Here is a 12,729-nt window from a genome sequence, read left to right as displayed (position 1 = left end):
GCTGACGAAATCGTGCTTAAAAACGCGATTGGTTCGTCATTCCTGGCTACTGGCGTATCGGAAACGCTTAACCCTGCCACCTCGGGTGTTAACGGTCTTGACACCGGTTCTTTGACGACTACTAACTGGTATTTCATTTGGGCTATATCCGATGGCGTGGTGAATACAAAACTGTTGTTGTCACTTAGTAATACAAACCCGACATTACCATCCGGATACACATACAAGGCACTGATAGGTTGTTCTTACCGGTACGCTTCAAATTTCCAGAGTTTTGTACAAAGGGGAAATTACATTCGCTGCTACGGTACTGGTTGGGAAATATTTCAGATCTCCACGGCCAATACATTGAATGCAAATCTACCTGTGCCACCGGTTATTACAAAAGAATGCGTAATATCGGTCGGCTTTGAGGGATCGGTCGGTGAGGCTGCGTTGACTGTTACTGGTGATGACGGCTCACTCATTGCACAGATCACATCAATAAATGGCGACAACCAGTCAATTACAAGAAAAGACTCAATCGAATTTATTTATGTCCCGGTAACGCTTGGTAGTCTGTTGGGCTATTCATTAAGTCACAACACGGCAGGAACAACGTTTACCGGGAGAATAGCAGGATTCAGGATATAGAAAGATATGGGATACGCAATAGCAGCAGATGGCATTAACTGGCGTCGTGTTGAATCGGAATCGGATCTACAGGCAGGCGAAACATTCAGTGAATCAATTCCTGAAACGCCTATTGATCATTATAAATTGAAGGCTGCAAAGCGCATTACCACTGATTTTTTTGCCGAAATTAAGGCTGGTTTTGTGACAACACAAACCGGCATCAAGATGGATTGCGACATAGCTGACATCCAGCGTTTCAAGTCTGCCTACGATCTCGCTGAATTGAAAGGCCAGACAGTAATGCCGGTAATCGTTGATTACGATAACGTCGTGCATACCGATATTCCACTGACCGATGCGCTGGCAATGATCCTGGAATTGGGCGATCACTACCAAACGCAATACATCAAAAAACAAAATTTACGCGCACAGATTATGGACCCGCTGGTAACAACGAAACCGGAAGTAGACGCCATAGTCTGGTAGCAAGGTTTGTAAACACAAAGTAAGGAGAAAATGCATGTTCATTATTTTTGCCGCGGTTGCCTTCACATTCTTTGTTCATGTTTGTGGCGAAGTGATTACAGCCATTAGGAAGGAACGGCTTGATTCTGAGTGGGAAGCCGCTGAAGATGATTACTTGTTGCGCACATTGGCACTAGAGATCGAATACGATAAATTGGGTGTGCCATCACCGCAAGATTTCGATTCATAACGTCAACATTTTTGGTGCCCTCATTGACGAGGGTACCATAGGTTTTGGCAGCATCTTTCGAGCAAAAAAATGTTGCCCAAAATGTTGCCCATTCTATGCCAAAACATGCCTATTTATGCCTATTTACGGGCAACATAGCAAATGTAACATACTGAATTAAAATGAATTTATAATCTGTATGGCTGGTTCGAATCCCGCCTTCTCCGCCATTTATTTGTTTATTATCAGATAGTTATTGTATGTTGCACACGTGCTGTCCAAACATATCGGCTGCTCTGGTTCCTGTTGCTCATTATTGTTAGTCCAACGAGCGTATGTTATAGCTGTAACTAACGCACTTACTTGTGTACTCCATTAGTACAGACACCCTGGCCATATTTTCACTGGCTGATAACATTATCGATGCAAAGATGTAGCGCATTTAGTAGGGTTTTCTGTGTCGCTCCTCGGTTTTTTTACGTAACAGTATCCAGAAATCTTTGCTGATTTGACTTTTTTGGCAGCAGATGGTTGCGCTTGGCTGATCTTTATCTATTTGCATCATAGTCAATATCCACCCATTTCAGCTTGATCTTTTTGAGGCCCTTTGCGGGTCCAGAAAAACCAGTGCAGTGGTTATACTGATCCTGTGGTGGCTTTGATTATTGTCGCTTGCTCTTCAGTGTAGTCACCTCTTAAATTCTTCCGCACAAAATTCCTGCATGATTCGTAAATTTTGGTCTATTTTCAATCGGCATAACAGATGCTTTCAGGTCAATTCCTAATGGGTGTCAACATATTAGTAGACTTTAAAGTTCAATAATGTTAGTTTAGCAATTCGTCTAGAATTGAGAATAACAATTATTCCCATATGGTTATCTGTTGTTTCATGCATTGGTGTAAAAGTAGATATGAAACATACCGGATTATTGATGGCATTACTTGCGGTTTTTATTCTGTTATTTTGTGCAGCTGATATAGATCATAGGTCGTATCGTTTGAAATCGGAAGAAAAAATACAGGCAGGCAAACGTAATAGTGAGAAGCGCGAGGATTCGAGTTTTTTGTGTAAGGGTGATTGTTCTTTGTTTGCCTTTGAAGGCGTTGACACTGAAAATTTTCAGCAGAAAAGCAGAAATGTTTTCAGGGTTGAACTAAGTATTAGTACGTATATTTTTTTTCAAAATGTCTAGATAAAATCGCGGGGAATAAAGTCAATAAAAATTCTTATGTTTTGGTTTCATCAGATTCAGTTCTGTACTAAAAGGTATACAGATGAAAGACATAGAATTATTTTTCAAGATTCGAGAAGAATCGACACATACACGCAATTGTTCAAAATCCACACAGAGTGCGGCTGATTTGCTAAATCGTATCGAAGGAGCTGCATATTCCAACGCTGAAGCATAAAGCTTGGTGTCGTGATATGAATTTCAGGATTGGTTGGCTGCAAGGAGGGAAAAGGCACAATGGATACTCAATCAATTGATAAAGCAGAAAGAATTAATGGCTTAGTTCAAACCAAAGACTATAGCAGTATGCAAACCATTACAAGTAACAGACCTGCAATGCTCATGCTATCAGAGGATGGAAAAATATTTTATGTCAATAAGGAAGCGAAAAAGTTGTTGAATTTTCCGCCCCATCAACTCCATAAACTACATATCTCCGAAGTGATATTGACATTAAGAAAGATTAAATTACTAGAGAAAAACAGAGATCGTGTTAACACCGTTTTGCATTTTCTCTCTCGTATCGGATACAAGTTTAAACTGTGCAGTTTAAATGGAAAGACATTTACAGGCGAGCTTTTCTTCAATGATATTGATCTGCACGATCGCCACAACATTGCTGTCATCATATATCCGGATTCAACCGTAAATTCGAATGTGATTTACAAATATTATGAAGGAGAGTAACGTCTTGTTTAGCTGCATTGGAGCTATTCAAGGCAAAAGTTCGTTAACGGCATTAAAAAAATGGAGGTTGAAAACAGCAAACCGCTTGATTTTCCATACACCACATTTACCACATTTGGTTATAGCTCTGGGAATAGCAATGTGTGCTCAAGCTTCAGACTGAAAAAGTTGGCAGAAATGAATCCAGTTTTTGCCTCGCATTAATGTGCCGAGCATTTTCAATAGAAGATATTTCAGGATTGGCTGTTTATTGATCATTCTAAAAAAACCATATTCAGGCGGCCGTCAAGGCGATAAGAATTGATACCAGATCACGACTGATCGAGTTATAGATGACAATTATATCGTTAAGTTGAAACACCATCATTATCTGATGTGGTAGATTTGAAAGACTCGAGACAGGTTTAAGCGGTATGTAAATAGCATCTATGCTGGCAAGTGAGCAGTAACTGATGGTAGCGCTATTGTTGTGGCTGGGACTATATAGACTGTTAGCTAAAACGTGGTTATTCGTCTCGTTGTCAGTAACAATATAGAAATCCTACAATCATAAGCTCGCTTCATGTTCAAGTTCAAAATGAACAAGTCAAGATTTGCTCCTTTATTCCTATAGATTCTACAGTGGGTTTAAAAGTATGATCGGTTAAAGTGATCAAATGCATCATGGCAGCTGCAGTAACGTTTTTTTGACGATTTTTCGGCCTGAAAAAAATCTGACTGGTAGCAGAAGTAGATATATCGGTTCACATGGTATATGTATCTTTATAGTTAATGTGACAGAACTGCAAGGAGTATACAACGATGAATCAAGTACGTCAGGCAGCTGTTTCCGCTGCAGCTCATTTTAAACGCATCGACAAACCGAACAACTTTTTACAAGTACCTATCAACGACTTGTTCGGTACCAATGTTTTTAATGAAACGGTGATGAAACAACGCCTTCCCAGGTCAGCTTTTAAATCTTTGGAACGCACAATCAAACATGGTGAATCACTTGATCCTTCGGTAGCTGATGCAGTGGCAGCAGTCATGAAGGATTGGGCCATTGAAAAAGGGGCGACCCATTACGCTCATGTGTTTTACCCATTGACTGGGTTAACCGCAGAAAAACATGACAGTTTTCTGGCACCGGTTGGTGAGGGTATAGCAATTACCGAGTTTTTAGGCAGCGCACTTATTCAAGGCGAGCCCGATGCCAGTTCTTTTCCTCATGGTGGTATCCGCACAACCTTTGAAGCACGTGGCTACACTGCCTGGGATGTTACCAGCCCAGCTTATATTTTAGAGAACCCTAATGGAAAGACTTTGTGTATCCCAACTAGTTTTGTCAGCTGGACCGGAGACGCGCTGGATAAAAAAACACCATTGTTGCGTTCCATGCAGGCATTAAACAAGCAGGCCCAGCGGGTTTTAAAATTTTTTGGTCATGACAATCCAAATTTGGTAGTTTCCACAGCGGGTGCGGAGCAAGAATATTTTCTGATCGATCGTAATTTTTATTTTGCCCGCCCAGACCTTTATATTGCCAATCGAACCCTTTTTGGAACTGAACCACCCAAAGGTCAGGAATTCGAAGATCAATATTTCGGTACCATACCCGAGCGCATCCTGGCTTGCATGCTTGAAACCGAGCATGAACTTTACAAAATTGGTGTGCCGGTGAAGACGCGACATAACGAAGTGGCACCCAGTCAGTATGAACTCGCACCCGTATATGAAAACGCAAATGTGGCTACTGATCATCAGCATTTAATCATGCTGACTCTGCAGCGTGTAGCTCAAAAGTATGATTTGGTGTGTCTGCTGCATGAAAAGCCTTTTCGTGGAATCAATGGCTCCGGAAAACATTTGAACTGGTCGTTAAGTTGCAGCGGTATCGGTAACCTGCTTGAACCCGGTCAAACTCCGCATGACAATGCCCAGTTTCTGGTTTTTTGTGCAGCTGTGATTCGAGCGGTTCACAAATATTCCAAGTTGCTTCGCGTGACTATTGCTCACGCCGGCAACGATCATCGCCTGGGCGCCAATGAAGCGCCACCAGCCATTATCAGTATCTTCCTTGGTGATATGCTAACCGATGTGTTTGAGCAGATTGAAAAGGGTGACATCAAAGGTTCGAAGTTAGGAGGATCATTGACCGTAGGCGTGGGGACTCTGCCGCCACTTCCCAAACATAGTGGTGACCGCAACCGTACCAGCCCTTTTGCCTTCACCGGTGACAAGTTTGAATTTAGGGCGGTGGGTTCCAATCAATCCATTGCGGGACCATTGGTGGTTTTGAATACCATTGTGGCAGAGAGCCTGGATGCTATTGCTACATCACTGGAAAACGAACTGGGTGATAGTAATACAGATCAAGTAAAATTCAATGAAGCAGTCCAAAAAATATTGCAAAAAGTAATTAAAGAGCACAAGGCAGTGATCTTTAACGGTGATGGTTACTCGCAAGCCTGGCATGAAGAAGCTGAAAAACGTGGATTGCCCAATCTGAGGACTACAGTCGATGCACTGGCTGAATTAATCGATGAAGAAAACATCCGGTTGTTTGAAAAATACAATGTTTTAAGTGAACGGGAAACTCATAGTCGTTATGAAATCTACATGGATCGCTATTGCAAGGACATCAACACGGAAGCGCACCTTTGTCTGAGCATGGCGAAGCAAATAATCGCGCCAGCCGGTTATCGTTACCTGGGTGAATTGGCTGCCATAGTTTCATCGGCAAAATTTAACAGTCAGACTCTCAGTAAAATGACTGAGTTAGCAGGCGCCCTGGAACAAGGCATTGCCAAGCTGGAGCAGGCTGTGTCGTATGAAACCAGCGCCAGTGTTTTACAGGATGCTCAATATTATCGTGATCAGGTAATTCCTGCGATGGAAGACCTCCGCCATGTGGCGGACCAGCTAGAAAAGATCGTTCCAGATGATTTATGGCCACTGCCCAGTTATCGTGAAATGCTGTTTATTAAGTAGGCACTACTGTTCTTAATGCAAACTCGGATGATAGGGCATCTATTGATTCATAACATCTTGAGCAGGATTTAATTGGCTGTCGATTTATAGAGTTTAAATAAGAATTGAGATGCGTTCATGCCGCGTCATTTCCCTTCGTTTCAGGCAGATGTTCGTGCGATTCCGCTAGAAACAGCTGCAACAGATCGTTCAAAAAAAGTTTGCCCAAATGCGTCGGTTTGATATGCCGATTGTCGCGTGTGATCAGGCACCGCCGCTCAGCCTCGTCTAACTGTGGCATAATAATGTTGAGCGGCAGTCCTGTGCGTTCCTGAAACAGGGCGCTCTCAAAACCGCCAGTGAGGCGTAACGCGTTCATCATAAACTCAAAACATCGGTCGTTGATTGACAGTGTTTGTCTGCTTTGCACAGTTGTTTCGGATCCTGCACCTGCAAGCGAGGCTTTCTCAGTATATTCCTGCGGTTGCTTAAATCGCATCTGGCGAATAATCTGTGTTTCAAAGCTGATTTTACTGTGAGCACCCGCGCCGATACCCAGATAATCGCCAAACAGCCAGTAATTCATATTATGTTGCGCAGCACGGCCACGCTGAGAAAAGGCTGAGGTCTCGTAATGGAGATATTGATGGTCCGCAAGGGTTTGTTCGATCAGTTCCTGCATAGCTGCTGATTGTTCGTCACTCGGCAGAACAGGCGGAAAGCGGTGAAAAAATGTATTGGGTTCCAGTGTCAGGTGATAAGCAGAGAGATGGGGGACTCCAAACGTGCAGGCGGTTTTGATATCATTGCCTGCTTCGTTAAGCTTTTGGCCTGGCAGTGCGTACATCAGATCCAGGTTGATATTGTCAAAATTTTTCTGTGCCATCTCGATGGCCTTTATCGCATCCTGGCCGTCGTGAATGCGTCCGAGTGACCGTAAATGATCGGAATTGAAACTTTGTATACCGATCGAGAGACGGTTAATACCGGCATCTCGGTATGCTGCGAATTTTTCAGCTTCAAAAGTGCCGGGATTGGCTTCCAGGGTAACTTCCGCTCCAGGTTCCAATGGTAACAGTGTCTGTACCGCAGTCAGCAGCATATCAATTGATGCGGCGCTAAACAGACTCGGCGTGCCTCCACCAAAAAATACGCTGATTAAACGCCGCCCCCAAACATGCGGCAATGCTGATTCGAGGTCGCGAATAAGTGCTGAAACATAGTTTTTTTCATCGATATCTATTCCGGTACGGACTGCATGCGAATTGAAATCGCAGTATGGGCATTTCTTCAGACACCATGGGATATGAATATACAGGCTCAATGGTGGTAACGCACTGAGTTTCGGTGCCTGCTTGCCTGGTAACAGCAGTTGTGAATTGATCGTTGTCACGAATCCGGCCTATCCTATCTTGCGTAAAGTAAGCAAAGGTGGTGTAGTCAATGTTGAGCGCGTGCCTATCATGCCCGCTACCAATACACCAGCAGTACTGGCGGCGATACCAATGACCCAGATCCAAGGATTGAACGAATAGGCAAGATGCAGGACATGATTGCCGATTGCATAACCCAGCAAGCTTGCACCAGCGGATGCAAATATGCCGGCAAGACCGCCCAGAATGACAAATTCGGCTGCCCAGGCACGGGTCAGCTGGTCGCGTTTTGCCCCCAGCGTACGAAATATTGCCGCCTCATAAATACGTTCATCCTGCGTGGCGGCAATTGCTGCATAAAGTACTATAAAACCAGCGAGCAGGGTAAACAAAAAAACAAATTCAATTGCACGTGATACCTGCTGAATCATTTCCTGAACCTGTTTTACGACTGCTGCTACGTCAATTACCAGTATGTTTGGAAAAGCTTTGACAAGCTCGTGCATTGTTTTAGCTTCTTCAGGAGGAACATAAAAACTGCTGATGTAATTCACCGGATAATCATCCAGAAAACCAGGTGGCGTAACGACAAAGAAGTTAACACGAAAGGAATCCCATTCAACTTTCCGCAAATTGGAAATCGTGGCCGAGAAATGGCTGCCGGCGATATCAAAGGTCAATTGGTCGCCGAGTTTAACCTGCAATGTACGGGCGATACCTTCTTCAAGTGATAGGACCGGCTCAACGAGGGGCTGATCCGTATCCCACCAGTTACCCTGGGCAAGCAGGTTATCGTATGGCAATTCGGCGGTCCAGGATAAATTGAAATCGCGTCTGACATGATTGGCTGCGTGCGGATCGGAGTAATCTTCGGGTATGATTTCATTATTGTTAATCTCAACCAAACGTCCCCGAACCATCGGGAAAACGGGCGGAGTGTCGATGGTATGCTGTTCGAAAAAATTTTCCAGCGACGTTAGCTGATCAGGCTGGATATTGACCAGAAAATGATTCGGTGCATTTGGAGGAAGTGTCGTATTCCAGTTTTTAATCAGATCGTCCTGTACCAGAGTCAGCACCAGTAACGCCATGAAACCCAGTCCGAGCGAGACCGCCTGAATTATGCTGGAAATAGCGCGCCGCCGGATATTGGCCAGGCCATAGCGCCAGGCACCACCAGTCTGGCCGCGCAAACCGGATAATATCCTGACCAGCAGCATGCCGATGAGGCCAAAAACCGCAACAGCAATTGCAAATCCGGCGATTGTAAACAAGCCGAGCTTCAGATCACCGGCTTTCCACACAAACAGCAGCGATAGCGTAGACAGTCCTAACAAATAACCCGTCACGCTGTGTGTGTTAGGCAAACCGATATCTCTGCGCAAAACGCGTAAAGCCGGAACACTGCGCAAATTCAATATTGGTGGTAATGCAAACCCAAGCAGCAAAACCATACAAACCAGAAACCCGTGTACGGCAGGTAGATGGCTTGGCAGTGGCATTTCTGTATCGGTCAGATCGGAAAGCCATGCGGTAAGTATTTCCTGTGCAGCATAGGCGATCAGACAGCCCATCAGACTGGCGATTACACCCATTGTAATAAAATAAAACAAATACAGATTGAACAAACCTTGCTGGCTTGCGCCCATGCTGCGCATGATGGCGCAACCATCCAGATGGCGCTGGGTGAACCTGCGGACAGCCAGTGCTATGGCAGCGGCTGCCAGTACCACGCTGATCAATGCCGCAAGGTTTAAAAATTTTTCCGCGCGTTCAAGCGCCGATTTAATTTCCGGTCTTGCATCGCGAATACCTTCAATTCGTTCAACAGATTTAATCTGTTTTTCTGCCCAGCTGCGGTACGCTTCGACAGCAGAAAACTCGCCGGCGATCAGAAGCTGATAGGTTATACGGCTGCCTTCCTGTATCAGTCCGGTAGCGGACAAATCCGCTGCATTGATCATTACCCGCGGGGCCATTTGAATAAATCCCACTGAATGATCAGGCTCGCGCATAATAAGCGCCGCTGCCGTCAGCTGTGTAGCGCCAATTTCGAGCTGATCGCCACGCCTGAGATCCATGTATGCCAGCAATTTTTCGTCGATCCACAGCGTTCCCTGTTCGGGAATGCGGGTGGCCACACGGTTTTCGGGATTGTCGGAGGTGCCTGCTAGATATAGTTTTCCGCGTAAGGGGTAGCCTTCGGTAACAGCCTTGACCTGGACCAACTGGTTGGCATCCCCGTTCGATACCATACTCGGAAACTGAGTGATGCTGGCAGTCTTCAGACCGCGTCGCTGCGCTTCTTCCGCGTAGCGGCCGGATAGTGGACGCGATGAAATGATCAACAAATCGGCGCCGAGCAATTGATTGCTTTCCTGGGACAGAGTTTTGTCAACACGGTCTGCAAAAAATGCAACAGTGGTCATGCCGCTGACAGCAATAATGAGCGCGAGCATCAGCACATACAGCTCACCCGCACGCCAGTCACGCCGCAGCATGAGTATGGATAATTTCAGATATCGCATATATAAAATAACAAAAAACGGTCAGTCGTAATGACTGGTTCGTACCGGATTGATTATGCTGTTTTGATACGCCCAGCCCCGGTTTGGTTTCAGAATCCGGTCGATGTAGATTATCGATCAGAAATTTCAGTCGTTTTAATTGCGTCTGATTGTACTTGATTTTTTAACCTTGCCGGTGGGAATGACTCTGTATCGATATGAGTTATATGTATGGTCTTAACGAATAAACTGGTTCAGGCCGAAAAAATCAACCATCATTGAACGATATTGCTCGGCTTTCCTGGTTTGCATCGATTCCAGGGGATTCAGGTTGTCTGTAAGAATAACGCCCTGTGTTTGGTCCGGTACAATCAAACGCTGCTTGAACCACTGACGCAGTAGCGGATTCAGGTGGTTGGCGTTGATATTGACAGGCTGGTTGGATGCAACAAAAATGAAGTCATTGAATTCTCTGTCTGGCTCGGATATCAATGCGATCTGATGTGGAAAAACCAGTGCTAGTGTTTTAGCAACAGAAGCCAGTGCCGTATTGCGTCCGTTTTCATAAAAAGCAACGAAATTCAAAGCGACGATACCATTGTCTGAAAGCAGCGACTGCAGCTGACGAATGGACTCGACAGTCAACAGATGAACAGGCTCTGAACCACCCGTGAATACATCCATGATAATCAGATCGTAGGGGCCTTTCAGTTTGCGTATTTTATACCGTGCGTCACCGATGATGGTTTTCCCTGTTGGCGTGAAGTCAAAATAAGCACGAGCCGCCTCTGCCACGACCGGATCGATTTCCAACGTATCGGTTTCTATGCCGAACTGTTTGAGTGCCATCGCCATATGACCGGCACCTTGTCCGATCAGCAGCGCATGTTGCATTCCTGGCGCGAGTATGGGAAGGTGAGTAACAACTTCCTGGTAAGACAGAGCATTTTCACCATGACTGATACTGGCGGCACCGATAGTTGAGGCGTCCATCATCAATAAACGGAAATTTTCCTTGTCATTGTCAACAACGCGGACCCATCCGTACAGGCTTTCTCGTTCGAACCGCGTTTGATAGTTACTGTCTCCGGCAGTATGTTTGCTGGAGTCTGTAACCAAGGGTAACAAAAGAATACTGACGGTAAACAACACAGCCACAGCAGGTAACGAAACTGCAAGTTTTATCTGTTTGCGCTCAAAATAAGCCACGCCGAATGCCAGCACCAGCAGGCCGAGGCCAAGGCCGACAAAAATTTCACGCGAACCGACCTGCGGAAACAGATAAAAACCAAGAAACAGCGTGCCGATAACGCTACCTACGGTGCTCACGGCATAAATTGATCCGGTACTGGTGCCTACGCCGTCCAGACTGGATGTTGCAAGCTTTACGGCAAACGGACCAACCATTCCAAGCATAAACAGTGACGGTGTAAACAGGATCAGTGTGCTGATAAATGTTCCCATGCGGAGACCCATGGGATCGGTCATTAACAGCACGGGTGCTGTCAGCCAGGGTACCAGTAATGTCAGAAAACCGGAAAGCGCAATAATGGTTGCAAGGCCGACGCGTATCGAACGGTCGGCCCAGCGGCCACCAACAAAATACCCCAGCGCCAGTGCAATCAAGGTGACTGAGATAACCGATGTCCAGACGTAAAGGCTTGCACCGTAAAATGGTGCAATCAGGCGTGTGCCAAGCAGTTCAATGACCATGACAGCAGCGCCGGTTAAGAATACGGTACAGTACAGCCAGGCACGGTTGGTAAAATTATGTATAGATTGTTTCATTGATTAATTATGATCGTCATCACGATATTTATTTCAATTGTCACTTTCAAATCGGTCCACGACGACATCCCTGATTGTGGCGATACCGTGCCTTAGCACGTTTTCAATGGGTGTCTGTTGGAACGTAGTATGAACGTCTGATTCAATAAAACCGAAGAGAATGGTTGAGTCACTCAGGTTCTGCATGTGTCTGCGCTGGTGATTCAACGGATTCAGTGAACCAACTTGAACAACATTGTTTGCTCCAATCAATACGACTGCATCGGTATGCAGTTCAAATCCGTCAAACAGGCGATCAGCAACCAGTAGTCGACACTGCTTCGTATTATTGGGGGAATTAAAGTGGGCTGCAGCTTCCTGAATTTTAAACAGATAAATCAGCAAATTTGCGGTTACAAAAAAAAACACATACTGAAAGGAATATTTTGCTGCGATAGCAGTGTGTTGTGTACTGTGAGACAAATTATATTTATTATTATATAACATAATGTTATAGCAGAAATTCGTAGCATTCGAACTGCGCGCATGCTATTTGACGAGAACCTCGTTACGCTCGGTCAGTGACCTGTAGCCTCGAAAAAAGAAACGGTATCTTCCAGTGCTTCGGTACTCGGCTTCGGTGTCTGATTTGTTCAAAAACAGATCATTGAAAAAAGCTTGATAGTGCGTATACAGTTTTGCAGGGCGCAACGTTTCATCCTGTACCATTGTAATCAACGGATATACTTCTGAGAATGCGACATATTGTCGCACCTGCCAGATCGGGTGAGACAATCTGTCGCGTGCGGCATTATGCCGCATTGATTGTCTGTCGCGTGCGGCATTATGCCGCATTGATTGTTGGGGCTTTTTACGGGATAGTGGAAAGCATTCAGTGTTTA

Annotated in this window: 11 protein-coding genes; 6 read left to right on the top strand and 5 right to left on the bottom strand. The window is 45.1% G+C overall.

The window, feature by feature from the left end; genetic code table 11:
• From BMX44_RS16835 to BMX44_RS11065, 6 genes are all read left to right on the top strand, one after another.
• On the top strand, nt 1-633 hold a 633-nt coding region (locus BMX44_RS16835; RefSeq protein ID WP_177167733.1), incomplete at its 5' end, for a hypothetical protein.
• Nucleotides 634-639: 6 nt separating this feature from the next.
• Nucleotides 640-1,101 (top strand): DUF4376 domain-containing protein, encoded by a 462-nt coding sequence (locus BMX44_RS11085; protein WP_090632971.1) that lies wholly within the window; start codon nt 640-642, stop codon nt 1,099-1,101.
• Nucleotides 1,102-1,135: 34 nt separating this feature from the next.
• Nucleotides 1,136-1,330 (top strand): hypothetical protein, encoded by a 195-nt coding sequence (locus BMX44_RS11080; protein WP_090632968.1) that lies wholly within the window; start codon nt 1,136-1,138, stop codon nt 1,328-1,330.
• 1,254 nt (nt 1,331-2,584) lie between these two features.
• Nucleotides 2,585-2,719, top strand: a complete 135-nt coding sequence (locus tag BMX44_RS17435) for a hypothetical protein (RefSeq protein ID WP_281246249.1) — start codon at nt 2,585-2,587, stop codon at nt 2,717-2,719.
• 59 nt (nt 2,720-2,778) lie between these two features.
• Complete coding sequence (locus BMX44_RS11070) at nt 2,779-3,228, top strand: PAS domain-containing protein (protein ID WP_090632964.1); 450 nt, start codon at nt 2,779-2,781, stop codon at nt 3,226-3,228.
• Between the two features lie 801 nt (nt 3,229-4,029).
• Nucleotides 4,030-6,201 carry a glutamine synthetase III family protein gene (locus tag BMX44_RS11065; RefSeq protein WP_090632962.1) on the top strand — a complete coding sequence of 724 codons (2,172 nt, stop codon included), beginning with the start codon at nt 4,030-4,032 and terminating at the stop codon, nt 6,199-6,201.
• Between the two features lie 115 nt (nt 6,202-6,316).
• Here the strand turns inward: BMX44_RS11065 and hemW are convergent, their stop codons facing one another.
• The 5 genes from hemW to BMX44_RS11040 form a co-directional block, all read right to left on the bottom strand.
• On the bottom strand, nt 6,317-7,564 hold the full coding sequence (gene hemW, locus BMX44_RS11060) for a radical SAM family heme chaperone HemW (protein WP_090632982.1): 1,248 nt from the start codon (nt 7,562-7,564) through the stop codon (nt 6,317-6,319).
• 18 nt (nt 7,565-7,582) lie between these two features.
• Complete coding sequence (locus tag BMX44_RS11055; protein ID WP_090632959.1) at nt 7,583-10,081, bottom strand: ABC transporter permease; 2,499 nt, start codon at nt 10,079-10,081, stop codon at nt 7,583-7,585.
• A 216-nt stretch (nt 10,082-10,297) separates the two neighbouring features.
• Entirely contained in the window at nt 10,298-11,848 is a 1,551-nt protein-coding gene (locus tag BMX44_RS11050) for a fused MFS/spermidine synthase (RefSeq protein WP_090632957.1), read from the bottom strand.
• Nucleotides 11,849-11,881: 33 nt separating this feature from the next.
• Complete coding sequence (locus BMX44_RS11045; protein ID WP_090632954.1) at nt 11,882-12,334, bottom strand: hypothetical protein; 453 nt, start codon at nt 12,332-12,334, stop codon at nt 11,882-11,884.
• A 42-nt stretch (nt 12,335-12,376) separates the two neighbouring features.
• Nucleotides 12,377-12,682, bottom strand: a complete 306-nt coding sequence (locus BMX44_RS11040; RefSeq protein ID WP_090632951.1) for a hypothetical protein — start codon at nt 12,680-12,682, stop codon at nt 12,377-12,379.
• Nucleotides 12,683-12,729 lie beyond the last annotated feature (47 nt).

This window comes from Nitrosomonas marina (assembly GCF_900110145.1).
In the GTDB taxonomy this organism is placed as follows: Bacteria; Pseudomonadota; Gammaproteobacteria; order Burkholderiales; family Nitrosomonadaceae; genus Nitrosomonas; species Nitrosomonas marina.
This window is presented reverse-complemented; position numbering and strand designations above follow the sequence as displayed.